The following is a 26,883-nucleotide window of genomic DNA, read 5'->3' as shown; positions in this document are numbered from 1 at the left end:
TGTCGAAAAATATTTTTTGGACACCCCTGAGAGGCCGAAAAGCCTTGATACATCAATATTTCTAGAGGGAGGATTATGACTCTGTCGTTGAAACGATGCGCTTAACCAACGGTACAGTATGGAGCATTCCAATTACCCTTGCTGTAACCGAAGAAAAGGCAAAAGAGATTTCTGCCGGCGAAACGGCCAAACTCGTTTACAACGGAGAAGTCTATGGAGTCATTGATATTCAAGAAATCTATCAACCTGATAAAACAAAAGAAGCACTTCTCGTTTATAAAACGGATGAACTCAAACATCCAGGCGTACGGAAACTATTTGAAAAGCCAAATGTATATGTAGGCGGCCCGATTACATTAGTAAAACGCACTGATAAAGGGCGTTTCGCTCCATTCTACTTCGATCCGGCCGAAACACGTAAGCGTTTTGCCGAGCTTGGCTGGAACACGGTGGTCGGCTTTCAAACGCGAAATCCTGTCCATCGCGCCCATGAATACATCCAAAAATGCGCGCTCGAAATTGTCGACGGCCTCTTTTTAAACCCGCTCGTCGGCGAAACAAAAGCGGATGACATCCCAGCGGACATCCGCATGGAAAGCTATCAAGTATTGTTGGAAAACTATTATCCGAAAGACCGCGTGTTTTTAGGAGTATTCCAGGCAGCGATGCGCTACGCCGGGCCACGGGAAGCGATTTTCCATGCGATGGTGCGCAAAAACTTCGGCTGCACCCACTTCATTGTCGGCCGCGACCATGCCGGCGTCGGTGATTACTATGGCACATATGATGCGCAAAAAATCTTCTTGAATTTTACGCCGGAAGAACTTGGCATTACGCCGCTGTTTTTCGAACATAGCTTTTATTGCACGAAATGCGAAGGAATGGCGTCGACGAAAACATGCCCGCATGATCCGAAATACCATGTTGTATTATCCGGCACAAAAGTGCGGGAAATGCTGCGCAATGGCCAAGTGCCGCCAAGCACGTTCAGCCGTCCGGAAGTCGCGGCAGTATTGATTAAAGGATTGCAGCAGCGCGAGGCTGTCACCTCATCTACACGTTAAAGGAGGAGAAAGCTTGAGCACGAACATCGTTTGGCACCAAACGTCAATTACAAAAAAAGACCGCCGCAAGCGCAACGGGCATCACAGCGCGATTTTATGGTTTACCGGACTTTCCGGCTCCGGTAAATCCACAATCGCCAATGCCGTGTCGAAAAAGTTATTTGACCTTGGCATTCAAAATTATGTATTAGACGGCGATAACATTCGCCACGGGCTAAATAAAGATCTTGGCTTCTCTGCAGAAGACCGCACCGAAAATATTCGCCGCATCGGTGAAGTTGCCAAGCTGTTTGTTGACAGCGGCCAATTCGTCTTAACGGCATTTATTTCTCCTTTCGCGCAAGATCGTGAGCTTGTCCGCAATTTAGTAGAAAAAGACGAGTTTATCGAAATTTATGTGAAATGCCCGTTAGAAGAGTGTGAAAGACGCGATCCAAAAGGATTGTATAAAAAAGCAAGAAACGGAGAAATTCGCGATTTTACCGGGATTGATTCTCCGTATGAAGCGCCTGTCTCTCCGGAATTAACGATTGAAACACATCGCTACACGATCGATGAATGCGCCAATCAAGTGCTTGCTTACTTGCGCGATCGAAACTTTATCAAGGGGGAGCTTTAAATGGCATACGAAAAAGTATGGGCAGATAATCCGAAATTAAACAAAATGGAATTAAAAAAGCTTAAAAAAGATGGACTAAAAATTTTTGAAGATATTCCTTATTATGCAAAGCATGGATTCTCTTCGATTCCGCAAGAAGAATGGGATTATTTCAAATGGGCAGGGCTTTACCTGCAACGCCCAAAAGAAGATGGCTATTTTATGATGCGCGTTTGTGTTCCTTCCGGAATTTTATCTAACGAGCAGCTCGAAACGTTAGCAGGCATCGCCCGTGATTACGGACGCGGTTTGTTTGACATTACAACCCGTCAATCTGTTCAATTCCATTGGCTGCGAATCGAACAAATTCCTGATATTTTTGATCGTTTAAAACGGGTTGGATTATCTACCGCTGGAGCTTGCGGCGATATCACCCGCAACATCGTCGGCAACCCGCTTGCTGGTATCGATCCGGACGAACTGTTTGACACGAGAGAAATCGTTCGTGAAGTATATGAGTTTTTCCAACATAACGAAGACTTCTCGAACTTGCCGCGCAAATATAAAATATCGATCAGTGCCAACGTCTACAACACGGTTAACGCAGAAATCCATTGCTTGTCGTTTACACCGGCGAAAAAAGTGATCGACGGCAAAGAAGTGCTCGGATTCCATGTGAAAGTCGGCGGCGGTTTATCGTCTGCTCCATATCTTGCCCAAACACTGGATGTGTTCGTGACGCCAGATCGCGTGAAAGACGTCGCTGTTGCTGTCACAACGATTTTCCGCGATTACGGCTATCGCGAAAAACGCCATCGCGCCCGTCTCAAATTCCTTGTCGCTGACTGGGGCGTTGATAAATTTAAAGAAAAATTAATTGAGCTCACGGGGCCTCTCCCATCCAAAGGGGAAGACGTACAAAAGGGCTGGAACCCTGGTTACTTCTACGGCGTCCATCGCCAAAAACAAGAAGGATTAAATTTCATCGGCTTTAATGTGCCAGTTGGCCGCTTGAGCGCGGATGAAGTATTCGAAATCGCGCGCATAGCCCGCCAATACGGCAACGGCGAAGTCCGCACATGCAATTCACAAAACCTAATTATTCCAAATATTCCAGATAAATATGTTGACGCTGTATTACAGGAAAAAGTGTTTGAACGGATTTCTATCCGTCCGAACACATTCACCGGCTATTCTGTTTCTTGTACAGGCACCGAGTTTTGCAATTTGGCGCTCGTCGAGACGAAAGAACGGATGCGGCGCGTCGCTGAATATTTAGATCAGCATTTAGAACTGGACGTTCCGGTACGCATTCATATGGTTGGCTGTCCAAACTCATGCGGCCAACGGCAAATTGGAGATATCGGCCTGCAAGGAATCAAAACAAAAACAAAAGACAGAGGCATGATTGAAGCGTTTGAAATTTACGTCGGCGGCACGCTCTACAACGGCGGCAAATACAATCAAAAATTAAAAGGAAAAGTAGATGCGGAACGAATTTCCGAAGTGCTTTTGCAGCTATTAACCTATTTCAAAGAAACAAAATTGCCGGGCGAAACATTCTTAGCTTACTTAGATCGCGTTGGAATAGAAGCGTTGCAAACAGAACTAGACAGCATTTTAGCGCAAGTCAGCACGGTAGCATAAAAGGTGACAGCCATGTTTCTTTATCGATTTGAAGTAACAACAAAAACAGAAATCATCTATGTCGTCATTGCCGCAAACGACGATGAACAAGCATTTCGCCTCGTTGAAGTGGAATTAGAAAAACATTTTTTAAAAGTTCCTGATTATACGGATATTTCGCTACATGAAAAAAAACTGATTCGTCGCGGAGGCGGGTTCGTTGTCTACAGCGAACCCCGCCATTCTTCATAAAAAACATGCAAACGAGAAAGGGCTGAAACAAAGATGGGAAAAGTATACCTAGTTGGAGCGGGCCCTGGTGACCCTGAACTAATTACCGTAAAAGGCCTCAAATGCATCCAGCAAGCCGATGTTATTTTATACGACCGCCTCATCAATGAAGAGCTGTTATCCTATGCGAAAAAAGATGCAGAACTCATCTTTTGCGGCAAATTGCCGGGTTACCATACCATGCAGCAAGAAACCATTAATCATTTCCTCGTTCGGTACGCCAAAAAAGGAAAAACGGTTGTTCGTTTGAAAGGCGGCGACCCGTTCGTATTTGGCAGAGGCGGTGAGGAAGCAGAGGCGCTTGCGAAACATGGAATCGAGTTTGAAATCGTTCCCGGCATTACTTCTGGAATCGCCGCTGCTGCTTACGCTGGTATTCCTGTCACCCATCGAGATTTCAGCTCTAGCGTCGCCTTCATCACCGGTCATAAGCGGAAAGGAAGCGAAGAAGATTTAAAATGGGAAAGTCTCGCAAAAGGAATTGATACGTTGGCCATTTACATGGGCATTAGCAATCTGCCGTATATTTGCGATCAGCTCACCAAATACGGGAAAGCTCCTTCAACCCCCGTTGCGGTCATACAATGGGGAACAACGTCCGAACAACGGACCGTAACTGCTACCTTATCGACGATCGCTGAGGTTGTCGCAAAAGAAAAGATCGAAAATCCAAGCATGATTATTATCGGGAACGTCGTAAAACTTCGCGAAAACATTCAATGGTTTGAACAGCTGCTTCAAAAACAACAGACGGCCGCTAACGCAGCATTATGACGAGGTGGAATATGCAAGCGATATTGTACGTCTGTCACGGCAGCCGCATCGCCAAAGCGCGTGCGGAAGCGAGCGACTTTGTAGAACAATGCAAGGCAAATATCGATGTTCCCATTCAAGAACTTTGTTTTATTGAACTTGCCTATCCAGATATTGTCACTGGAATCGATATTTGTGTTCAAAAAGGAGCAACTCGCATCGTTGTTCTGCCAATTCTTCTTTTATCAGCAGGACATGCCAAACACGATATTCCGGAAGCGATCCGGCAAGCAAAACAGCGCCATCCCCACTTGGAAATCGTGCTTGGAAAACCGTTTGGCGTGCATGAGACGATGATCGACATTGTTGTAGACCGGATAAAAGAACAAGCAGTGTCGTTAGATCATGAATCGATGATTCTGCTTATCGGACGCGGCAGCAGCGATCCGGATACGAAGCGTGATATCACCGCGATCGCTAAGCTGCTTCAAGCAAAAACAAACGTCCCGCGCGTTGATATATGTTTTTTAGCCGCCATCCGGCCAACATTGGAAGACGGTTTATATGAAGCAAGCCGTTCTTTCTACAAAAAAATTTTCGTCGTTCCTTATTTATTATTTACTGGCGTATTAATGAAAACAATTGAAAAACAGCTCCGTTCTCTTTCTTCATCCAATAAACAGTGGATTTTATGCAACTATTTAGGATACCATCCTTTTTTGCAGAATATGATCAAAGAAAACGCACAAATATTGTTACGAGCGAATAAGGGAGCTTAACATCGCCAAGCTCCCTTTCGCTTTTCGTCCTCCCTCTTATCTTACATCCACATATACAAAATCCCCTATCTATTGTATGATGAGAATAGAAAAAAGATGGCGAGGGGCGAGCAATATGAAACGGTTTCACTTAATCGTTCATGGGCGCGTTCAAGGCGTGGGATTCCGGTATTTTACCCAATATGAAGCACTAAAACGGCAATTGACAGGCTGGGTCAGAAACAATGATGATGGAACAGTGGAACTTGAAGTACAAGGAAATGAAGAGGCGATCCAGTTATTTATTGACACGATCCGAGAAGGAACGCTTTTTGCGAAAGTAACCGATGTTTCCGCACAAGAAATTCCAGTTATTAATAATGAAACGCAATTTCGCATCATGTACTAAGGGGCTGCAAATAGATACAGCTCTTTTATTTGTAATATAAGTTTATCTGGAAGATTCAACTTCTGGCGGACAAGAAGTTTGCCGCAGATTTTTCGTCTGTCCGGGGCAAGGCCGTGGCTTGCCTCAATCACGCTTATGCGCAGCCGAAAAACATCGTGATTCTTTGATCAAAAGGCAAAACTTACATCTATAATGCTACTGTATGATGGTGAGCAATTACGCAGGAAGGGGATGTGTAGATGTGTAATGTAAACACGTTTCAATAATGCATCGGTTCGCATATTCGTTTTTTCGATTCGCTTCGCGGCAAACAGGGTTAAAAATATCAATGGAAGCTTGCGGATATTCACCGCACACATCCACACCTACTACCTTTTTATAGAATAATAGATGACGCAGACAGGAAAGCAAAAACGAAAGCGGCATCGTTCCTTGATCCCAGTTTGTCACCGCATCATCACGGCAAAGCACGTCTTTATCAATACTAATATATATACAATGAGTAGGAATGACGGAAAAAAGCATGCTTGGAGAAATATCGTAATGATCAATTGGGAAGACAGTAATATTAGAAGATAAACGAAGATACTGTTGTGAAGGTTTTGGACCGATCATAACCACCTTTTTTAAATAAGGATGCTTTAGCGCATACGATACCCATGAACCGCACGAAATAACAGGATCATCCCCAGTTCCAACATCCGTATGATGGTCAAACAAAATGAGAGTAAAAGGCTCCTTTATTTCTTGAATAAGCAAATAAGAAACATAGTGATAGTTTCCGTTTCCGATGAGCACCGCTCCTTTTTGTTTACGAAGACGTATGCGTCTCTCAATCTCGCGTAATGATTCGGGTTCACAATACAAGTTTGTATGTGCTAAATCGGTAAAATCGATCCATTCATGTGGAAAATGAAAAAGCTGTTTTTGCGAAACATACGTATTGTCAAAGTTTAAAAACGTTATTCCATTTCCTTGAAAACTCATCAATAACACCTCTTCTCTATTTTGGCGTAAAATCGAAGCTTGATGAGTCTCAATAACTGTCTTCTTTTATTATAATCAAGAAGTTCGATAGACGAAATATTTTCGTTTTTTTGCTCGTTTCATGTAAAATAATAGAAAATAAATAGCAGGAGGGATTCGCTTGCAGCCGATTGATGTTTGCGAAGTGCAAACCGCATTAAACCGCTTTGCCAACCAAGACGTATATATTCATTTAGAGACGACAAATGGAGCATATGCTTCTCACCATAATGAAGGATTTTTTTCTGCCGGAGCTTATATCCGCAACGGTCTTATTCGTTTCAGCCGCGGGAAAATCGTTGGAAACGGGCCGTATCGTGTCGGCTTAAAACTTGATTTCGGCTGGGTGTATGCGGAAGGATTAACAGACTGGGAAATGACAGAGAAAGGACAATTGCTGTTAGCCGGGCACGATTATGAAGGAAGGCTGGCTGTTGCACTGCAATTAAGCCATGAGCCATTTTAATGAAGGAGTGATTTTCATGGAAAGACATATATTAGTCGTATTCCCCCATCCCGACGATGAAGCGTTTGGAGTGTCTGGAACGTTAGCGCAGCACGCTGAAAATGGCACACCGATTACGTACGCCTGCTTAACCCTTGGAGAAATGGGAAGAAATATGGGAGTGCCGCCATTTGCCAACCGTGAAACACTTCCTCTCATTCGCAAAAAAGAACTCGAAGAAGCATGTAAAACTATCGGCATCCATGACTTGCGCTTACTTGGATACCGCGATAAAACGATAGAATTTGAGGATGAAGAATTGCTTGCCGATCGAATCGGAGAAATTGTCGCAGAAACGAATCCATCGCTTGTCATTACGTTTTACCCTGGTTATAGCGTCCATCCTGATCATGACGCATGCGGCGCCGCCGTTATTCGCGCTCTCAAGCGCCTTCCGAAAGACAAGCGCCCTGTCGTTCACTGCGTCGCGTTTTCCAAAAACTGTGAACAAGATTTAGGAAAACCCGATGTCATCCGCGACGTCAGCGCGGTTATCGACAAAAAACTCGCCGCGATCCAAGCGCATCGCTCGCAAACAGAAGGATTGATGAAAGCGGCTGCCAAGCGGGGCGGCGACGTGTTAGAATGGCTGAAGACCGAGCGGTTTTGGACGTATAAATGGGATGATTGAAAAAACAAGCAACTTTCTCCATAGAGGGAAGGTTGCTTGTTCCAATTTCTATCAGTCTATTAATTCCCCTTTCCATACGGTTACTGCTTGCCCAGACAGTCCCACTCTATCATGATTTACTTCTACCTTTTGCATCTATTCTTCTGGCATTGGGGCAGAAAGAAGACAAACAGCTGCTGGATTCCCGCTGAATCGCTCGTTCGTAAACGCATCTACGACATAAATGGATATCATCATCCTACCCTTCCTTTCGCCTAATTTCCTCTTTTACCACATTCTCCAGCAGCTGTTCAAACTCCTCCTCCCAATTCCCCCTCTTCCGAAATGATTCATCCGCAATTGCTTTAAATAATTTTTTCCTTTTTTGTTCATCGTGCACATTTCGTAAAATCCATTGCCGGCATTGGTAAAGAAAATCGATATACCGTCCGTAGTCATCATCGTACAGTTCCTCAAGCTGGCGGCGAATTTGCTGGGCGATGGTCGGGCTTGCGCCGCCTGTCGAAATCGCAATCGTCAATCTGCCGCGCCTTATGACCGCAGGAACATGAAAATTGGACCGTTCCGGATCATCGGCAATGTTAATAAGCTGATAAGACTTCGCCGCTTTCGCCACCGCTTCGTTGACATCCCGATTATTCGTTGCGGCAATCACAACCCATGCTTCTTCCAAATCGTCAGGAGAAAACGTTTTTTGTCGCCAAATAAGTTTTCCAGCTGCTTCTAACTGTTGAATTCCCGATGTAATCGTAGGAGCCACAACCGTAATGTTTGCCTTTGCTTCAAGCAATCCATGAATTTTCCGTTCCGCCACCTTTCCGCCGCCGATGACGACAACGTGCTGATTTGCGATATTTAGCATAACCGGATATCCCATACGAATTTCCCCTTTATAAAAAACAGCCGTGTAGAAACCCACGGCCTTTTTCTCCATTATATTATCTTTGCGTTGCTTCTTGAATCCATTTCGCCAACCGTTTATTTTCTTTTTTCATATGTTCAAGCCATTGTGGCAATAACATGGTCATGGCATTTTTGTCGTTTTCCTTCATCGCTTCATATGTTTGATAATGAAGCTTGCGCAATTTTTGCTTTTCCTCTTTTGACATCCACTTTTTCCGTTTATGTAATTGGTTCAATTCTTGTTTAAATTGTTCTTTCGTTATTTCTTTATTAGCGAAACGATCAATTAATTGGTCAAGCGCTGCTTCACGCTTCTTTTTCATTTCCTTGCATTTTGCTTTCAACGCTTTTTTCACTTGTTCGTCCTGCATTTGTTTTCTTAGCGTTTTCCGCTCGTCAAGCACCTTTTGCCATTCATCCGCTTGGTCTGGCGTATATTGTCTGACTATTTTCATCCATTTTTGTTCATCTAATTCTCCATGCTTGAACATATGTCCTGCAAGCACATGACCGATTGCTTCCGTGTCTCGCTGTTTTACATTTGCTTTCTCATGTGCCGCAAATGCTTCTGTCGGGATAATGAACATCATCACTGCCACGAAAGAAAGCCACATTTTTTTCATTCCATTTCCACTCTCCTTTTAAGAATCCGTTTTCTTCTGCAAGTGCTGTTTGTTTTCTTTATCAGGCGAGAAAACAAATTCGCAAAACCTAACGATATTTTCCCCTTTTTTCTAAAAACGTTGCATAAAAAACAAAAAAAGCTTGCTGTGGAAAAACTGCAAGCTTTCCCATGGACTACCGAAATTTTTCATCAATTCGCCGCTGGTAGTCGCGCAATGCTTGGGAATTTGTTTTATTGCGCTTTTTCATGAGCGCATTCCACCGCAACAATTTCTCATTTAGCTTCTTCTTTAATTTCTCTTTTTCGTCTTCATCTTCACAGCAGCGCAACAAATCTTCTAGCGTCATTAAATCTTTTTTTAACTCGACTTCCTCAAAGACGTAGCCGGCGTTTTTTAACATCAAATAACCGATTCGCAAATCTTCTGGAATATGGGACAAATCCTCTAGTTCAAGCGGTTTTCCAAAGCCGGGAAGATTGTCAAATTCGCCGTTTTTCATCGCTTCACGGATTTTATCTTCAGCAACTCTCCAAATAATATCCATCATTTCATCTCCTATGCTTGCAGCACTTTACAGCGATGTTCATACAAAAACGCTTTTAACTCCTTATACGATAACGGCTGCGCAAAATAATATCCTTGCGCTTCATCACAATGTTTATCCTTTAAGTATGCGACTTCCGTTTCTGTCTCTACTCCTTCGGCAAGCACCTTCACGCCAATATTATGCCCGAGGCGAATAATAGATGGCAAAATCGCCTCTTTTTTTCCTTGAATGTTTCGTACAAATGAACGGTCAATTTTTAAACGGTCGATCGGAAGGTCTGTTAAATAACTTAACGAGCTATATCCCGTTCCAAAGTCATCCATGCTAATCGTAACGCCGATCGATTTTAGCCTTTTTAAAATAGTAATCGCTCTTTCTGTATCTATCGTCATTCGTTCCGTAATTTCTAAATCTAAATGGTGTGGCGGCAGTCCTGTCTCCTCCAATAGTTTCATAAGCTTATGAACAAAGCGGCGATTTTCAAATTCATACGGAGATAAATTTACAGACACCGATAAATTTGGAAAATCATTTAACAATTGTTTCGTTTGTTGACATGCCATGCGGATTACCCATTCGTTAATCGGTATAATCATTCCCGTTTGTTCTGCAACAGGGATAAACGCATAAGGGGATATCAATCCTTTTTCTGGATGATTCCAGCGAATCAGCGCCTCCATTCCTGTCACCATACCGGTGTCTAACTGAATTTGCGGTTGATAATAAAGCTCAAATTCTCCTTTTTCCAACGCACGGCGCAATTCTCTCTCCATCCCAATTTTTTCTTGAATTACTCGAGCCATTGGCTCTTCAAAGAACAAAAATTGACTTGCCGGTTTTTGACGCAACTTGTACCGTGCAATATCCGCTTTTCGAATTAGTGTTTTTGGATCCATTCCATCTTGCGGATATAAACTGATTCCAATTTTTATCGTAACATATAGTTCACGACCTTCAACGATCACTGGCTCATCAGCGATTTCGCTAAACTGATTTGCTGCAACTGTCGCCTTTTCTTTTGTGCTTCCCGACAAAATAGCAATAAATTCATTTCCGCTCCATCTTCCTAACAAGACATCTTTACAACTTCGTTTTTTCCACTCTTCTACAATTTGCAGCAACACTTGATCGCCAACGGAATATCCGTAAAAATCGTTAATGGTTTTCATACCGCTAATTTCAAGAAACATAATCGCCACTTCTTCCTGACGATCAAACGCTTCTTGAATTTTTTCCGTGATGGCGCGATGCAATGCCTCTTTGTTCGGCAGACCTGTCAGATCATCATGAGTAGCGATATAATGCATCTTTTCTTCATTGTTCTTTCGTTCTGTAATATCACGGATCGCAGTGACGTTCACCTTTCTGCCGTCATAGTCATACTCACGTTGAACCATTTCCGCTGGAAAAATGGTCCCATCTTTTCTCCGCAATTGAATTTCATAGAGCTCTTCTTGATCATTATGTTCTATCTTTTTCAACGATTCAAGAATCATTAAATCTTGAACCGGCATATGAATAAGTTCGCTTTCTACATATCCGAACAACCGGCATGCAGCCTTGTTAGCTTCGATTACCTTTCCATGCACATGTACAATAATTCCTTCCATTATACTTTCCGCCAATCGTTTAAAACGATTTTCACTCACTTCTAGTGCTTGCTTATGTTTCTCAAACAACTTCCGTTCGACTTGCATATATATACCTAATAAATAAAACGCCTTCCAGACGAGGAGAACAAGGGAACAGATCCACATCCCTTTCTGACGCTCTTTTTCTAGTCTTTCCTTATATATTTTTGCATCATAACCAATCCCTAAAACCGCGTCTACCGTTCCATCCTGTTTGAATACCGGCATAAACACACCGATGCTTTCTCCCCATTCATCCTTCGTAGGGTATTTCTCCATAGCAAATTTTCCTTGAAAAGCCTGTTCAAGCTCGGGAATATAGGTGCGATAAACCGTACCGATCGGCAAATGCTGTTCTCTCTTATCATTTATCTTCCCCTTGCGTTTGTAATCCACTTCCGAGGCAACAACAAAGTAATAATTCCCTCGTTCATTCTTTTTTAACGTGTACATACTCAATATTTCGGAATGATCATTTTGCCATTGTTCCATCATTTGTAAAATATGAACATAAGTTTCATCATTTTCATCTGTTTGTTCATTCAACTGCTCATGATGCATATTTGACAAACCGTCAGCCAACAACCTTGCCAAATTCCTGGCATCTTCTTCATATTCCTTATGTTCTTCTTTTTCTAAATAATTGATATAGATGATTCCGCTAAAAAGCAATGCCGCAGCAATCATGTAAAAACTTACTGTTAACCGAGGCGCAATTTGGAAAAGCGATAATGATAGCTTCTTTTTCACGACACGATAGAGCCATAGATGTATAACAAGAACAATGAATATAGCAATCAATACAAACAACGTATATTCGATTTCTTTCGACATAAGTGACCACCATATTATTTTAAATTCGGCTTCTCATGAACATTATAGAAGCATTATTTCTGCCCTTCCCCCCCACCTCATTCCTATTTTTTCGACATTTTACGACATCATTCGCAATTATTTGGTACATAAGTATTGTACTATGATTAGTTATATTTTCGTCTATCGACAAAAAACACTACTTAATAGCAAAAATTTATATGAGAACTTAGCACCAAGTCACATATTTGTAACTTTTCTGTAATATTATTTAATTCAACTGTAAAAGAACAGCGGTAATTCCTTTGTTATACTATAGCCATGGAAAGTCGAATCGGAAAAATTGTTGTCGGAGGTTTACGGAAAATGAAAAAATTCATCGCATTAGTTTCACTATCTTTTTTAGTTATGTTTTCTTCCTTATTTACAAACACTTCTAGTACGGAAGCAGCTGGAAACTCAAAATTACTGATCACTGAAGCGAAAAAACTGATCGGCACTCCATACAGATATGGCGGGACAACACCAAAAGGATTTGATTGTTCGGGATTTGTCTACTATACACATAAAAAAATCGGAAAAATTTTACCGCGCACTTCCGAACAAATGTATCAAAAAGGAAAAACGGTACATAAATCAAACTTACGTGCAGGCGACCTAGTGTTCTTTAATACATCTAAAACCAAAACAGACGTTTCTCATGTAGCAATTTACATCGGGAACAACCAAGTTATTCATGCTACATCCAAAGGAGTAAAAATTGACAGTTTAAATAATTCTTATTGGAAGTCAAAATATGTTGGAGCAAAACGGTTATAAGGGAAGCATGAAAAACTCTCTGGCATATTAAGTAAACATACTTGATATGTAGGAGAGTTTTTCATTTTTCAAAAAAAGTGCCCTCCTTTATTAGGAGGGCGTTCTATATATTCATAGGGGATCGGGGGAATACTTGGAAAACTTTTCGCTACTATTTATTCCCCCTTTTTTGTTATTTTATACATGAAAATAAAAAAATTTTTTTCTAATGTTCATTTATGTGGAGAAACTTAACAATTGATACATTTCGTCATTTTATAGTCATAAATGTGAGAAATAAGTCGAAAGTTATATATGTGTGAACTTATAGTTATGCTTTTTTTACTTCTTTCGGTAGATTTTTTAAGTATATTAAAGGCAGGTGTTGACAATGTTCGGTTCGTCGGAGATTGGAATCGACCTAGGAACGATGAATATACTGCTATATAGTAAAAATAAAGGAATTGTCTTTAACGAACCAGCGGTGATCGCTTTCGACGTCCAAACGAATGAAGTGCTCACCATTGGAACGGAAGCAAAAATGATGATCGGTAAAACACCGAATAATGTTGAAACAATATATCCATTAAAACATGGTGTTATTGCAGATTTTGACAAAACGACAACAATGCTAAAACAAGTGTTTAAGCTCGCTAGCAAGCGCATCGGTTTTTCCATTAAAAAACCAAATGTTGTCATTAGCATTCCATTTCATTCTACTTCCGTAGAACGCCGCTCTTTTTATGAATTAGCAAAACATTGCGGTGCCAAACAAGTATATTTACTCGAGGAGCCAATCGCTGCAGCGATCGGCGCCGACTTGCCAGTAGATGAGCCAGTGGCAAATGTCGTTGTTAATTTGGGAGCCGGCAAAACAGAGGCAGCGATTATTTCTCTCGGCGGAGTTGTCGCATGCCAGTCGCTTCGCATCGGCGGCAATCAACTCGACGAGGATATTATTCAATACGTAAGGCAACATTATAACTTGCTCATTGGCGAGCAGACAGCGGAACGAATTAAAATCGAAATTGGCCATGCACCAATTGCTCATGAAGAAAAAACAATGACCATTCATGGCCGTGATTTAGTGACCGGTTTTCTTAAAGCCGTTCCATTGAGTTCTACAGAAGTGCAAAAAGCGATGGAAGAATCGCTTTCACAAATTCTTAGCGCGATTCGAACTGTGCTCGAAGAATGTCCTGCGGAACTTAGCGGCGATATTATTGACCACGGCATCGTCTTAACCGGCGGCGTCGCCCTTCTTCACGGAATCGAGAAATGGCTAAGTTCAGAATTGCATGTTCCAGTCCATACTGCTCCGAACCCGCTTGAAGCAGTAGCAATCGGAACGGGAAAAGCACTCAGTACGATTCAAAAGCTTATCACTTCCGTTCCGTAAAGCATCTTTCCAATCCCCCTGCATTACGTCAGCTGTAATGCAGGGATTTTTTATGCATCAGACAGGGCCTGTCCCCTCTTTGTCATAACCGTTATGATGTTTTGCGAATGCGCTCTTCATGTTCCGACGCCTGAATTCCCTCAGCTGCTTCAAGCAGAAAATCAACAATATGAACGGCTCGGACACGATCGGACAATCCCTCGCGCTCAATTCCAAGCCTCATTTGTAACAGGCAGCCCGGGTTTGCCGTCACAATCGTTGCCGCCTTTGTCTGCTTTGCCATTTCCATTTTGTAATCAAGAATTTGCATCGCCATTTCCGGCTCAACGATATTATAAATGCCCGCGGATCCGCAGCAGCGATCCGCATCTTTCATTTCGCGAAATTCCACCCCTTGAATCGACCGAAGCAGCATTCTTGGCGATGCGGCCGTCTTCATGACGTTCCGCAAATGGCATGAATCCTGATATGTAACGACTTGCGGCTCTACTTCCAAGTGTTTTTTATGGAAATCCAATTCGACAAGCACTTCGGAAATATCTTTTATTTTTGCAACGAAGGCTTTTGCCCGTTCTCTCCACTCCGCCTCGTCTTTCAGCAAATGGTCATACTCCATTAAGAACGCGCCGCATCCGCCGGCGTTCGTCACAATATAGTCCACCTGCAATTGTTCAAACGCTTCGATGTTTCGTTTCGCCAGCTCTTTCGCTTTTTGCTTCTCCCCGCCATGCCCATGCAGTGCGCCGCAGCACGTTTGCGACGACGGAATAATAATTTCGCATCCCGCTAACTGCAATAAGCGCATCGTCGCATCATTCGTCGCCATAAACATTGTATCCATTAAACATCCTGAGAAAAAGGCGACCCGCCGTTTCGGCATCCCATCAGGTGCTAGATGCTGCGGCCGCTTTTTCATCTCTTTTAGCGGGGGTACAGGAGGCAGCACTTTTTCCATTTGTCGTAACGAAGAAGGCAAGAGGGTTAATAGGCCTGTTTTCCGCACGAGTGCCTGCAGGCCGGAACGCTGGTAAAAACCGATCAGTCCTGTCAGCATTCTCATCCGCTCCGGATATGGAAACAGCTCATGAAATACAAGTTTGCGAACAAAGCGGACTAGGAAAGAATGTTTTTTATGCTGCTGAATAATGTCGCGCGCTTCCTCCAGCAAATGACCGTAGCGAACGCCGGAAGGACAAACAGGTTCACATGCCCGGCATCCTAAACACATATTTAACGAGCGCTCGACATCTTCATCCGGTTCAATAAGCCCATCAACGACTGCCTTCATTAAAGCGATGCGTCCTCTCGGAGAATGGGATTCCTGATATCCCGATTCAATATACGTCGGGCATGTCGGCAGACAAAATCCGCAACGCATACAGTTCATAAGCTCGTCTTCGTCCATCCGTTCCTGAAACTTCTCCTGTATGATCGCACGTTCTTTTTCCGTCGTCATCGTGTCACCACCACTCGTTTTCTTGTGCTTTTCGCAAATACTTTACCAGGGTTCATAATGTTATTTGGATCGAGCGCCTGCTTAATTGCCTTCATCGCGGCAATTCCCGCTTCGCCAAGTTTCCATTCCAAATACGGCGCTTTCATTGCCCCGACTCCGTGTTCTCCTGTAATCGTTCCGCCAAGTTCAATTGCTTTCGCGAAAATTTCCTCAAACGCTTTTTCAACTCTTTGCATCTCATCGCGGTCGCGCGCATCCGTTGGACACGTCGGATGCAAATTGCCGTCTCCTGCATGTCCAAAAGTACATATTTTCACATTGTATTTTTCGGCGATCTCATTAATCGCTTTGACCATTTTCGCGATCTCGGAACGCGGCACCGTCGCATCTTCTAAAATGGTTGTCGGCTTGAGACAGGCAAGTGCGGATAATGCTGAGCGTCTCGCTGTTCGCAAGGCGTCCGCCTCTTCTTCGGAACGAGCGAGCTGCACCGAAACGGCTTGCTCATTTTTGCAAATTTCCGCCATTTTCTTCATATCGCGCTCTACGATTTCCTTCGGTCCGTCCTGCTCGATTAAAAGTACGGCTTTTACATCGGTTGGCAGTCCAATTTGCGCGTATGCTTCAACTACTTCTAACGTCGGCTGATCGAGAAATTCGAGCGTTGCCGGAATAATTTTATTGGCGATAATTTTGGAAACGGAACGCGCAGCCGCTTCTAAATCTTGATACAGCGCAAGCATCGTTTTCTTTGTTTCCGGCATTGGAATCAGTTTCAGTGTTGCTTCTGTAATAATGCCGAGTGTTCCCTCAGAACCGACAAATAAACGGGTTAAATCATATCCAGCTACATCTTTCGCTAATTTTCCTCCGGTTCGGATGACCTCGCCGTTCGCCAGCACGACTTCCAACCCCAGCACATAATCGCGGGTAACTCCATATTTTAACCCGCGCAATCCTCCTGAATTTTCATTAATGTTTCCGCCAATCGTAGAAATTTTCATGGAACTTGGGTCCGGCGGATAAAACAATCCTTTCGCCTCCACCGCGTTGATTAAATCAAGCGTAATTACCCCTGGCTGGACAGTTACCGTTAAATTTTCTTCGTCAATTTCTAAAATTTTGTTCATATGTTTGAAAACAAGAACAATCCCGCCTTCAATCGGGCATGTACCGGCGCAAAGATTTGTCCCTGACCCGCGCGGAACGATGGGAATGCGGTGTTCATTACAAATTTTTACAATTCGCGAAACTTCCTGTGTATTTCTCGGTGCAATCACCGCATCCGGAAGAGATTGAAATTGCGGTGTCGCATCGTACGAGTATACAAGTCGTCCCGCTTTTGAATCGTCATAATTTTCCGCTCCGACAATGCGGATGAATTGCTGTTTTACATCATTAGAAATCAATTTTCCCACCCTTTCGCATATTGTTTTTAAATTTCCGTCTATGAACATCCAAGTCTTTAATGCAAGCGGAAAAGGGACTGAGCCTAGCCGGCAATTCTTTTCGCCAGCTAGTCACCGTCCCTCCCTATAAACGTCATTATGGAATCATCCACGATAAAATATTAGATTGCAAGAATACGAGTATACCAATCAAAATAATTAGGAAAATACTATGCTTCACCGTAAATCGGAATAAATCGGATTCTTTTCCAGCTAATCCTACCGCCGCGCAGGCTACCGCAATCGATTGCGGCGAAATCATTTTTCCGACAACCCCGCCGGAAGAGTTCGCTGCTAGCGCTAAAACAGGATCCATGCCAATGGAAGTCGCCGTCACTTTTTGTAAATTGGCAAACAGTAAGTTCGAGGACGTATCGGAACCAGTAATAAATACGCCGAGCCATCCTAAAAACGGGGAGAAAAACGGGAATAAGAAATTTGTCTTCGCTAAGGCCATCCCAAGCGTCGTGCTCATACCGGAGGCGTTTGTTACATATGCAAAACCGACAACCGAAGCAATCGTAACAATTGGAAACTTTAATTCATTTAATGTTTCGATAAACGTACTTCCCCAATCTTTCCAAGACATTTTTATAATAAATTTGGTTACCACCGCAGCCAGCAAAATGGCTGTACCGGCCGCGCCGAGCAGTTCTAGTTTATATACTGCCGCAATCGGCTGGCCGCTTGCATTAATGATTTTATTGTTCAATCCCGGTACTTCCGGCATAAATGTCAGCTGATAACCAATTGCGTTGACTAGCTTTAACAGCCCATTCGTTCCCTCGTAATGTCCTGTCAAAGCCGCTTTCACTTGCGGAATTCCCCAGAGGGAAATGAATGCGGTTAGCACTAAAAATGGAGACCATGCCTTAAATACTTCCCCGCTTGTATAGGCAGCTTTATTTGCTTGGGCTGCTGCTGCCACTTCGGATTCCGTTGAAAAACGATACGTGCTTTTTGGCTTCCAATACCTTAAAAAGACGGCGAGTGCAAACATCGAAACTAAAGCCGATAAAATGTCCGGAAGTTCAGGACCTAAAAAGTTAGAGCTAACATATTGCGTAATCGCAAAGGAGGCCCCTGACACAATGATCGCCGGCAATACCTCCACTGTTTTTTTCCATCCAGCCATAATAAGGACAAGATAAAACGGAATCAATACCGATATGAAAGGCAATTGCCGCCCTACCATTTTCGAAATTTCCATCGCCGGAATACCAGTTGGCCCTTCCATCGCAGTAATCGGAATTCCGATCGCCCCAAAGGCAACTGGAGCTGTGTTGGCAATTAAGCAAATTCCCGCTGCATACAACGGATTGAATCCTAAGCCGACAAGCAGTGCTGCAGAAATAGCTACCGGCGCCCCAAATCCAGCTGCTCCCTCAAGAAACGCCCCAAATGAGAACGCTATCAACAATGCTTGCAGACGACGGTCTTCCGTGATCGACAACACGGAGTTGCGAATAATATCAAACTGGCCGGATTTAACTGTCAGTTTATACAAAAAGACGGAAGTGATAATAATCCATCCAATTGGCAATAATCCATAAACGGCTCCTTGTGTTATCGACATCACTGCCATTCCGGCCGGCATCCTGTAAGCGATTACAGAAATTGCTAAAGCAAGAAGCAAGGTGGTAACTCCAGCTATATGGCCCTTCATCCGCTTGATAGCCAGCGCCCAGAAAAAATATAAAATTGGAATAAGTGCTACAATAGCTGATAACCAAAGATGATCAGCAATTGGCGTAAAATCTTGTTTCCACTGCATCAACACTCCTCCTATATTTTGTTAATTTTTTCTCTTGTTCTCACATTGCTGTAGCTGACAATTCACCCATCAAGTCATCAGATGACCGGATAATAAAATACTGTTCTGAGTCAAATTATAGAAGATGATGAGCCAAAAATGCAATATGGTTTTTTAATTTTCTAACTCTTTAGTTTTATAAAGCATTTTTTGAAGAGAGAAGATTTCTTATTACCGTCTCATTCCGTGTATTATAATAATAAACAACGTCAGTTCCTTTCCCGTTTGCTTTTTTATTGAACATCCAATGCTAAATAACAAATGTAGCTGACCTTTCCGTTAGCAGAAATAATTCAAAACGTGTATCATCAAGTTAGGACTTATATCGAGGTGAATACATTGGAATTTAAACAAATTAAAACGAAAAAGATTTACGAAGAAGTAGCGGAAGCAATTTTTCATATGATCAAGACCGGTGTATTAAAACCTGGAGATAAATTGGACTCTGTTCAGCAACTAGCTGAGAAGTTTCAAGTGGGACGAGCCGCCATTCGTGAAGCGCTAACTGCTTTAAAAGCAATGGGGCTCATCGAATTAAAACAAGGAGAAGGCACCTATGTCCGAGAATTTGATCCAGCAACGATTTCCTTTCCTCTTTCCATTGCGGTATTAATGAATAAAGAAGATATTTGGCACTTACTTGAAGTGCGCAAACTGTTGGAAGTAGGCGCTGCCTCCTTAGCTGCACAAAAACGGACAGATGACGATTTAATTGCGATGGAACAAGCTCTTCACGAAATGCAGGAAGCGATTGGAAACGATGAGCTTGGGGAAAAAGCGGACCTTGCTTTTCATATGGCAGTTGCGGCCGCCTCCCACAATCCGATTTTAGTGAGCTTAATGAACAGCGTATCAGAAATGATGATAGAAACGATGCGGGAAACCCGGCGGATTTGGCTGTTTTCCAAGCAAACAACAACGGAAAAACTGCTTCAACAACACACCGAAATTTTTAAAGCAATAAAAGAAAAAAACGCCGATGCCGCGCAAGAACGAATGCTTCAGCATTTAACCAACGTGGAAAATATACTTCATAAATATATATATTCTCGATAAGCGCCCGGTAAAACAGCTGGGTGCTTTATTTTTTATATTGCAAAATTTCGTAAAAGAATACCTTTCATCACTGAAAATGGTATATAATTATTATACAAAGTCATCAGATGACCTGCTCACCTAATATGCTACTGGGAAGGGGATTCATAATGAAAGTTTCGTTATTCGCCACCTGCCTCATCGATTTATTCTATACTAATGCTGGAAAAGCAACGGTAGAACTATTGGAGCGATTAGGGTGCGAAATTGACTTTCCGGAGGCGCAAACATGCTGTGGTCAGCCAGCCTATAACAGCGGTTATGTAAAAGAAGCAAAAGAAGCAATGAAACATATGATCCGTACGTTTGAACATGCCGATTATGTTGTCACTCCTTCCGGCTCGTGCGCAACCATGTTGAAAGAATATCCACGCGTTTTCCAAGGAGATCGCGAATGGGAATCGAAGGCGAAAGCACTCGCTGATAAAACGTATGAACTCACCCAATTCATCGTCGACGTGTTGAAGGTGGAGGACGTCGGCGCTAAATTTCAGGGACGCGCAACTTATCATACCTCGTGCCATATGACACGTCTGCTCGGCGTCAAAGAAGCGCCTTTTAAACTATTAAAAAATGTTAAAGGATTGGAGCTTGTTCCATTGCCGAATGCCCATCAATGCTGCGGGTTTGGCGGAACGTTTTCCGTGAAAATGGGACCGATTTCCGAACAAATGGTCGATGAAAAAATCGAACATATCGAAGAAGTAAATGCAGATTATCTAATCGGAGCCGACTGCGGCTGCTTAATGAACATTGGCGGACGTTTAAAGCGGCAAGGGAAGCCAATCAAAGTGATGCACATTGCTGAAGTACTAAACAGCAGATAAAAGGAGGGATTCACATGGCGATGAAAATTGACGGTGCAAATTTCCATGAACGAGTCGAAACAAATCTTCACAACACGTTTATGCGCGGCGCTGTTGCAGGAGCGCAAGAGCGGCTGCATACAAGACGTCTCGAAGCGGCCGAAGAGCTTGGAAACTGGGAAGAATGGCGCGCACTCGGGGAAGAAATTCGTCAGCATACACTAGAAAACTTAGATTATTATTTAATGCAATTAAGTGAAAACGTTGCCAAACGCGGAGGCCACGTCTTTTTCGCGCAAACCGCAGAAGAAGCAAACAACTACATTCGCAATGTCGTCATTCGGAAAAACGCGAAAAAAATTGTCAAATCAAAATCGATGGTAACGGAAGAAATTAATTTAAATGCTGTGTTGGAAGCAGCGGGCTGTGAAGTCATCGAAACGGATCTTGGCGAATACATTTTGCAAGTGGACGATCACGATCCTCCTTCTCACATCGTCGCTCCAGCACTTCATAAAAATAAAGAACAAATTCGTGACGTCTTTCGCCAAAAACTCGGCTACAAGCAAACAGAAAAACCGGAAGAGCTTGCGCTTCATGCCCGCAAAATGCTCCGTCATGAATACTTAACCGCCGATATCGGCATCACCGGCTGTAACTTTGCCATTGCTGAATCCGGCTCGATCACGCTCGTCACCAATGAAGGAAACGCCGATTTAGTTACCGCCCTTCCGAAAACGCAAATCACCGTCATGGGGATGGAGCGCATTGTCCCAACGTTTGAAGAAATGGAAGTGCTTGTCAGCCTTTTAACGCGGAGTGCTGTCGGACAAAAATTAACGAGCTATATTACGGTATTAACGGGACCACGCGATGATGGCGACGTGGACGGTCCGGAAGAGTTTCATTTAGTCATCGTTGATAACGGCCGCTCCAACATTCTCGGCACAGAGTTTCAGCCGGTATTGCAATGCATTCGCTGTGCTGCCTGTGTCAACGTATGCCCGGTTTATCGCCATATTGGGGGACATTCGTATGGCTCTATTTATTCCGGCCCGATTGGCGCTGTTCTTTCCCCGTTATTAGGCGGGTATGACGACTATAAAGAGCTGCCGTACGCCTCTTCCCTTTGCGCGGCCTGCACGGAAGCTTGCCCAGTTAAAATTCCGCTTCATGAATTATTGCTAAAACACCGTCAAGTGATCGTCGAGCGTGAAGGAAAAGCGCCGATTTCAGAAAAATTGGCGATGAAAGCGTTCGGTTTAGGCGCATCTTCATCCTTTCTTTACAAGCTCGGTTCTAAAGTTGCCCCAAGCGCCTTGACGCCGTTTACAAACGACGACCGCATTTCCAAAGGGCCAGGACCGCTGAAAGCGTGGACAGAAATTCGCGAGTTTCCTGCACCAAATAAAGAGCGATTCCGCGACTGGTTTCGCGAACATCAAAAAGGAGGAGAAAAATGATGCAAACTGGCACGATTCATAATCGTGACAAATTTTTGCAAACCGTTGCCAATCGGCTTGGACGCAAACAACGTACAACAGGAGTATCCCAGCCGCATTGGAGCCATCAGCCGCAATGGAGGGTATTTCAAGGTTATAGCCAAGATGATTTATTGAAGGAGTTGAAAGCGCAATGTCCGCGCATTCACACCCAATGCGTTGAAACAACAGCTGTTGAACTAAAAGAAACGTTAAAGGAAGTTGTCGACAAGCACGGGGGCGGCCCGATTGTGACATGGGACGACCCCCGCTTTGATGAATACGGATTAACCCGCTTACTGCGCAACGAATGGCCGAATGAAAACATCGATGTCCACATCTGGGACGCATCTGCCGGCAGAAAAAATATCAACTATGCCGAACAAGCAAACGTCGGTATTACATTCAGTGATATTACGCTTGCCGAATCAGGAACAGTCGTGCTATTTAGCGGAAATGGAAAAGGACGCACCGTCAGCTTCCTTCCAAAAACGTATATTGCCATCATCGCGAAAAGCACGATCGTACCGCGCATGACCCAAGCTGCCGCTTACATTCATCAACAAATCGAAAAAGGGCATCTCATTCCTTCATGCATCAATTTTATCACCGGACCAAGCAACTCTGCCGATATTGAAATGAACTTAGTCGTTGGAGTGCACGGCCCGATGAAAGCAACTTACATTGTCGTTACCGACCGATAAACCTCTCCTATCTGCATTCCATTTAGAAGCAGATGGGAGCCTTCTCTTTTGCACTTTTTGATGCCAGCCTTATACGTTTTCATGTCGCACCCGTTATAAACGTATAAACGGGCACGTCCTTTTGGACTTGCCCGTTTTCAATATCCTTTCTGCACATCCACTTTGTTGCAAAGCGGTTCATTCGCTTCAATTCGCTGTAGTGTTTGTAAAAAGCAGTCCACTGCCTCTTCAGCAGATGTCAATGCAGAAATATGCGGGGTGATGATGACGTTCGGATGTTGCCATAACGGCGATTCAGGCGGCAATGGTTCGTTTTCGAAGACATCTAAAACGGCAAGACGAACATTTCGGTTTTCCAACGCATCCCATAATGCCATTTCATCAACAGTTGCCCCCCTGCCCACGTTAATAAAACTAGCATTATTTAAAAGGGCAAAAAACTGTTCGTCAAATAAATGATACGTTTCGTTTGTCAATGGAAGCGCGGCAATGACCCAATCGGCTTTCGGCAACACTTCGCTCGCTTGATCGGTTGGAAATACTTTAACAAAATGCGGTTTCATCTGCCCGCTTCGTGAAATTCCAATCGGTTGAACACCAAACATGCCCAAATAACTAGCCAGCTGCTGTCCGATATGTCCTGTCCCATAAATAACGACACATTGACTTTGCAATGGCTGCGGGGGAATTGGCTTCCACTGCCGCTGTGATTGGTACCATCCATAAACGTCATGACATTGTAAATCGCGAAGCATATAGCTAAGGCAATATTCGCTAATTTGTTTACCGAACGAGCCGACCGTCTTTGTCAGCAACACATCTTCTTTCCACTCTCTATTCCATAAAAATGAATCGACGCCTGCTCCGAGAGAATGCACCCAACGAATGTTGCCAAATTCAAAACGAGGTGCTGGGCGAAACCCGACATATGCGTCCGCCCAAAAAAAGTCGTCTCGACATACCTCATTTTCAGCAACAAAACGAAAATTTTTATTGACCCCCTTTTCTTGCAATAGCTTTGCCATCTCCGAATATAACCGTCCCGTTACTAAAATATTATGAACCTTCATCAACCTTCCTCCTTTACCACCAATCAGTTATGAAAGAAAAAGGGATATCCCCAAATGGAGAAATCCCTCCGTTTACACAATGGTCCCTTCTTTGCTTTCTGCTCTTTTATTTGTTATATATCCAGCAGCTAACACGAAAATCGTTAATCCAGCGCTAACAGCATACGTTAACGTTCCTTCACGGAAATGAAGAAGCTGCATAAACCCTTCGTCTTCCATCATCATTTTTCCGCCTGTCCATGCCAAAATCCCAGATCCGACATAAGCGATCCAGCGATATTTTTCCATGACTTTCACAATTGCTTTTGACCCGAAAATCATAATCGGAATACTGATCGCCACTCCAAACGCAATCATGCCGATATGTCCTTCCGATGCCCCTGCTATTGCAACGACGTTGTCCAAACTCATCACCGCATCGGCGACAATAATCGTCATAATGGCTTTGAAAAGGCGGTCTGATGACTGAATATGCGTCTCTTCTTCTTGTTCAAGAAGCACTTTATAAGCAATCCAAAGCAATAACAACCCGCCTGCTAAATGGACAAACGGAATTTTTAATAAAAATACTATGATTGCCGCAAATAAAATACGCAAGAAAACAGCCCCGCCTGTCCCCCAAAAAATCGCTTTATTTTGCTGGTGCTTCGGCAACTTGCGCGTCGCCATCGCAATGACAACCGCATTATCACCGGATAAAATGATATCAATCGCTATAATCTTCAATAATGCCAACAGCGCTTCCGAAGATATTGTCAAATAAACGCACCTCTTCTCCTTTTCTGAAACTAACTTTTTCCCCTTTTTCTTTCATCTTACCGCAAATGCTCCCTATCAGCAACTTCTCAAAAATCGCAACAAGCAAACCGCCTTATTAAAAAAAGTTATCTAATTCTGAAATATATAACCAATAACTTTCTGAACCTCCCGATGGCTAAAGCCACGGGGTTCTTGTGTACTATAGAGCTTCTTCCATACCTTCACATGGACACTGACTCTAGTTCCACAAGACTTTCATGGGCAAACACCTTACTGATGCTTAGCGCCCTGTGCGCCCGGTTCAAGACGCTTTTTGTTATTCAAATTCCCATACTGCTTAATAATCTATTTCCGCTGTTTCTTAATCGTTCAATTTCTTTATCATGAAGCTGCTTAAATCTTTCCCATGCCACAAAACATCTTTCTCTATCAATCTCTTTTAAATTATCTTTTACATTCATAATCAAAAATGCACTATATAAATCTCGTTGAATTTTAAAATCACCAAAATCATTCCAACGTTCTGATAATTTCTTTTTATTATATACGCCTGTAAAATGATTATATTGGCTCGCTTTTACAGAAAATGTATCAACAAATTTTAACTTTTTACTTTCATAACTTAATTTTCTGTCTAATATAGTTAAAAACATACTCGGAGCTTTATTTGCTATACTTTTACCAAATCGTTTTTTACTTTTATATCTTCCATTTTTATCTTTAATAGTTTCTTTTGTTTTTGCTTGCAATGCTTTATAATTCATTGTTTCCACTTTAATATCATCTCCTAATGATAATATCCAATTAGCTAATTTATTATGATCTTGTTTACGTTTTTCAGCTAATTTTCTTTGTAATTCTGCTAACTGACTTTTCGTTTTGATATAATTTTTGCTCCAAATCCATTTTAAATTATTTTTCTTAATTGTTCTATTTTCATTATATTTATGCGGATTATTTGCGCGTCTTTGACGGTCTAACTTACGTTGTAATATTCGTTTTTCTCGTTCAATATCATCAACACTTGGAGCAAGTTCTAATAATTTAACATCTTTTTCAGAGCATATAGCTATTGTTTGTGTACCAATATCAATTCCTACAATACCTTTATTTCGCGGATGCTTAACTTCTCCTGTTTTTGAATTAATTTTCTTTGGTGGTACTCCTTCAAGAATCAATTGAAGATAGTATTTAATCTTACCTCTAATAAGTTTACGAACAATACGACAATATTTTATTCTGTCTTGTAGTGCCATATGAGCATAAATGTCATTTTTCTTTATAATTACTGGAATATTTAATCCAATCCATTGTAATTTACTATTTTTAAAACGGATTCCTGTACTATTAGATTTACCTTCTAATGAATCCATTTCATTATATTTTTTAAATCTTACTTTTTCTGCATTATCAAATATTAATTTTTCTATTGCTTGCCATGCTCTTGTTGCTATCTTTTGAGCTGTAAATGAGTCAATATTTTTCTTGAAGTGTTGTTGCATTGGCTTAACAAATGAATGCATAGCATATTCATTTAATCCATATTTTTTATGTAAATTATTTAATAATTTATTTCTTTCTTTAGTTTTTTCTTGTTTTATAAGTACCCCGTAATTTTTATCGTTTTGCGATTTTTTATAACGTTTTAATAATTCATGTAAACAGGCATTATATAACTGTCTACCTATTTCAAATCGTTTTTCTAAAATATATTCTTGCCATGGTTCAGTTTTTAATTTTAATGTTAATACATAACTTGTAGATTTTGTTTTAGCCAATGCAACACACCTCCTTAAATATTGGGTCTTCACCATTTTCTGTGATTTCTACTCAATCCTAGAGACATGTTAGCTGGATGAAATAGGTTCATCAG

At 42.4% G+C, this 26,883-nt stretch carries 26 protein-coding genes and 1 pseudogene; 15 read left to right on the top strand and 12 right to left on the bottom strand.

All coding sequences use genetic code 11. From position 1 onward, the window contains the following. Positions 1–65 precede the first annotated feature (65 nt). The 7 genes and pseudogenes from sat to DCC82_RS04450 all read left to right on the top strand — a co-directional run. Positions 66–1,064, top strand: a pseudogene (gene sat / locus DCC82_RS04480) (sulfate adenylyltransferase); the annotation flags it as partial. A 13-nt stretch (positions 1,065–1,077) separates the two neighbouring features. After that, positions 1,078–1,683 carry an adenylyl-sulfate kinase gene (gene cysC, locus DCC82_RS04475; RefSeq protein WP_012749144.1) on the top strand — a complete coding sequence of 202 codons (606 nt, stop codon included), beginning with the start codon at positions 1,078–1,080 and terminating at the stop codon, positions 1,681–1,683. Continuing rightward, complete coding sequence (locus DCC82_RS04470; RefSeq protein ID WP_012749143.1) at positions 1,684–3,309, top strand: nitrite/sulfite reductase; 1,626 nt, start codon at positions 1,684–1,686, stop codon at positions 3,307–3,309. It begins immediately after the preceding gene. A gap of 12 nt (positions 3,310–3,321) precedes the next feature. Continuing rightward, complete coding sequence (locus DCC82_RS04465; protein ID WP_062679350.1) at positions 3,322–3,540, top strand: DUF3906 family protein; 219 nt, start codon at positions 3,322–3,324, stop codon at positions 3,538–3,540. 33 nt (positions 3,541–3,573) lie between these two features. Continuing rightward, positions 3,574–4,353 (top strand): uroporphyrinogen-III C-methyltransferase, encoded by a 780-nt coding sequence (gene cobA / locus DCC82_RS04460; protein ID WP_012749141.1) that lies wholly within the window; start codon positions 3,574–3,576, stop codon positions 4,351–4,353. An 11-nt stretch (positions 4,354–4,364) separates the two neighbouring features. After that, complete coding sequence (locus DCC82_RS04455) at positions 4,365–5,111, top strand: sirohydrochlorin chelatase (protein WP_012749140.1); 747 nt, start codon at positions 4,365–4,367, stop codon at positions 5,109–5,111. A 115-nt stretch (positions 5,112–5,226) separates the two neighbouring features. Further along, positions 5,227–5,499, top strand: a complete 273-nt coding sequence (locus DCC82_RS04450) for an acylphosphatase (protein WP_012749139.1) — start codon at positions 5,227–5,229, stop codon at positions 5,497–5,499. A 216-nt stretch (positions 5,500–5,715) separates the two neighbouring features. Here the strand turns inward: DCC82_RS04450 and DCC82_RS04445 are convergent, their stop codons facing one another. Beyond that, entirely contained in the window at positions 5,716–6,486 is a 771-nt protein-coding gene (locus tag DCC82_RS04445; protein ID WP_012749138.1) for an arginase family protein, read from the bottom strand. 160 nt (positions 6,487–6,646) lie between these two features. Between DCC82_RS04445 and DCC82_RS04440 the strand changes: the two genes are divergently transcribed. Both DCC82_RS04440 and bshB2 read left to right on the top strand, forming a co-directional pair. Next, entirely contained in the window at positions 6,647–6,991 is a 345-nt protein-coding gene (locus DCC82_RS04440) for a YojF family protein (protein WP_012749137.1), read from the top strand. A gap of 16 nt (positions 6,992–7,007) precedes the next feature. Next, positions 7,008–7,661 (top strand): bacillithiol biosynthesis deacetylase BshB2, encoded by a 654-nt coding sequence (gene bshB2 / locus DCC82_RS04435; RefSeq protein ID WP_012749136.1) that lies wholly within the window; start codon positions 7,008–7,010, stop codon positions 7,659–7,661. A gap of 135 nt (positions 7,662–7,796) precedes the next feature. Here bshB2 and DCC82_RS04430 read toward each other — a convergent pair whose 3' ends face one another. The 5 genes from DCC82_RS04430 to DCC82_RS04410 all read right to left on the bottom strand — a co-directional run bounded on the left by DCC82_RS04430 (position 7,797) and on the right by DCC82_RS04410 (position 12,202). Continuing rightward, on the bottom strand, positions 7,797–7,898 hold the full coding sequence (locus DCC82_RS04430; protein WP_233252926.1) for a PhzF family phenazine biosynthesis protein: 102 nt from the start codon (positions 7,896–7,898) through the stop codon (positions 7,797–7,799). Between the two features lies 1 nt (position 7,899). Continuing rightward, a complete protein-coding gene (locus tag DCC82_RS04425; protein ID WP_012749135.1) occupies positions 7,900–8,538 on the bottom strand; it encodes an NAD(P)-binding protein in 639 nt (212 codons plus the stop codon). 61 nt (positions 8,539–8,599) lie between these two features. Beyond that, positions 8,600–9,187, bottom strand: a complete 588-nt coding sequence (locus DCC82_RS04420; RefSeq protein WP_012749134.1) for a hypothetical protein — start codon at positions 9,185–9,187, stop codon at positions 8,600–8,602. 175 nt (positions 9,188–9,362) lie between these two features. Then, on the bottom strand, positions 9,363–9,734 hold the full coding sequence (locus tag DCC82_RS04415) for a DnaJ family domain-containing protein (protein ID WP_062679345.1): 372 nt from the start codon (positions 9,732–9,734) through the stop codon (positions 9,363–9,365). An 11-nt stretch (positions 9,735–9,745) separates the two neighbouring features. Next, positions 9,746–12,202: an EAL domain-containing protein gene (locus DCC82_RS04410; protein WP_108430258.1), complete on the bottom strand. Its 2,457-nt coding sequence runs from the start codon at positions 12,200–12,202 to the stop codon at positions 9,746–9,748. A gap of 345 nt (positions 12,203–12,547) precedes the next feature. Between DCC82_RS04410 and DCC82_RS04405 the strand changes: the two genes are divergently transcribed. After that, positions 12,548–13,000 carry a C40 family peptidase gene (locus DCC82_RS04405; protein WP_108430257.1) on the top strand — a complete coding sequence of 151 codons (453 nt, stop codon included), beginning with the start codon at positions 12,548–12,550 and terminating at the stop codon, positions 12,998–13,000. 370 nt (positions 13,001–13,370) lie between these two features. Beyond that, positions 13,371–14,378 (top strand): rod-share determining protein MreBH, encoded by a 1,008-nt coding sequence (gene mreBH, locus DCC82_RS04400; RefSeq protein ID WP_012749130.1) that lies wholly within the window; start codon positions 13,371–13,373, stop codon positions 14,376–14,378. A gap of 91 nt (positions 14,379–14,469) precedes the next feature. On the opposite strand, the gene DCC82_RS04395 is transcribed toward mreBH, so the two are convergent. From DCC82_RS04395 to DCC82_RS04385, 3 genes are all read right to left on the bottom strand, one after another. Further along, positions 14,470–15,834, bottom strand: a complete 1,365-nt coding sequence (locus DCC82_RS04395; protein ID WP_097354094.1) for a (Fe-S)-binding protein — start codon at positions 15,832–15,834, stop codon at positions 14,470–14,472. Next, entirely contained in the window at positions 15,831–17,243 is a 1,413-nt protein-coding gene (glcD, locus tag DCC82_RS04390) for a glycolate oxidase subunit GlcD (RefSeq protein ID WP_108430256.1), read from the bottom strand. The genes DCC82_RS04395 and glcD overlap by 4 nt, the downstream gene beginning before the upstream one ends. A gap of 136 nt (positions 17,244–17,379) precedes the next feature. Next, complete coding sequence (locus tag DCC82_RS04385) at positions 17,380–19,056, bottom strand: L-lactate permease (RefSeq protein ID WP_108430255.1); 1,677 nt, start codon at positions 19,054–19,056, stop codon at positions 17,380–17,382. Positions 19,057–19,434: 378 nt separating this feature from the next. Here DCC82_RS04385 and DCC82_RS04380 point away from each other — a divergent pair, with 378 nt between their 5' ends. From DCC82_RS04380 to DCC82_RS04365, 4 genes are all read left to right on the top strand, one after another. Further along, complete coding sequence (locus DCC82_RS04380; protein ID WP_062754893.1) at positions 19,435–20,151, top strand: FadR/GntR family transcriptional regulator; 717 nt, start codon at positions 19,435–19,437, stop codon at positions 20,149–20,151. A gap of 149 nt (positions 20,152–20,300) precedes the next feature. Beyond that, entirely contained in the window at positions 20,301–21,017 is a 717-nt protein-coding gene (locus DCC82_RS04375) for a (Fe-S)-binding protein (protein ID WP_108430254.1), read from the top strand. 14 nt (positions 21,018–21,031) lie between these two features. Further along, positions 21,032–22,459: a LutB/LldF family L-lactate oxidation iron-sulfur protein gene (locus DCC82_RS04370; protein ID WP_108430253.1), complete on the top strand. Its 1,428-nt coding sequence runs from the start codon at positions 21,032–21,034 to the stop codon at positions 22,457–22,459. Continuing rightward, positions 22,459–23,181 carry a LutC/YkgG family protein gene (locus DCC82_RS04365; protein ID WP_108430419.1) on the top strand — a complete coding sequence of 241 codons (723 nt, stop codon included), beginning with the start codon at positions 22,459–22,461 and terminating at the stop codon, positions 23,179–23,181. Before DCC82_RS04370 ends, DCC82_RS04365 begins: the two co-directional genes overlap by 1 nt. Positions 23,182–23,318: 137 nt before the next feature. Here the strand turns inward: DCC82_RS04365 and DCC82_RS04360 are convergent, their stop codons facing one another. The 3 genes from DCC82_RS04360 to DCC82_RS04350 form a co-directional block, all read right to left on the bottom strand. Beyond that, complete coding sequence (locus DCC82_RS04360) at positions 23,319–24,251, bottom strand: D-2-hydroxyacid dehydrogenase (protein ID WP_012749124.1); 933 nt, start codon at positions 24,249–24,251, stop codon at positions 23,319–23,321. A gap of 72 nt (positions 24,252–24,323) precedes the next feature. Beyond that, complete coding sequence (locus DCC82_RS04355) at positions 24,324–25,010, bottom strand: TerC family protein (protein ID WP_012749123.1); 687 nt, start codon at positions 25,008–25,010, stop codon at positions 24,324–24,326. Positions 25,011–25,330: 320 nt separating this feature from the next. Then, positions 25,331–26,788 (bottom strand): RNA-guided endonuclease TnpB family protein, encoded by a 1,458-nt coding sequence (locus DCC82_RS04350; RefSeq protein WP_097354091.1) that lies wholly within the window; start codon positions 26,786–26,788, stop codon positions 25,331–25,333. Positions 26,789–26,883: the final 95 nt, after the last annotated feature.

Source organism: Geobacillus sp. LYN3, from assembly GCF_003064505.1.
Lineage (GTDB): Bacteria > Bacillota > Bacilli > Bacillales > Anoxybacillaceae > Parageobacillus_B > Parageobacillus_B toebii.
The sequence above is the reverse complement of the archived record's forward strand: the minus strand, read 5'-3'. Positions and strand labels throughout refer to the sequence as shown.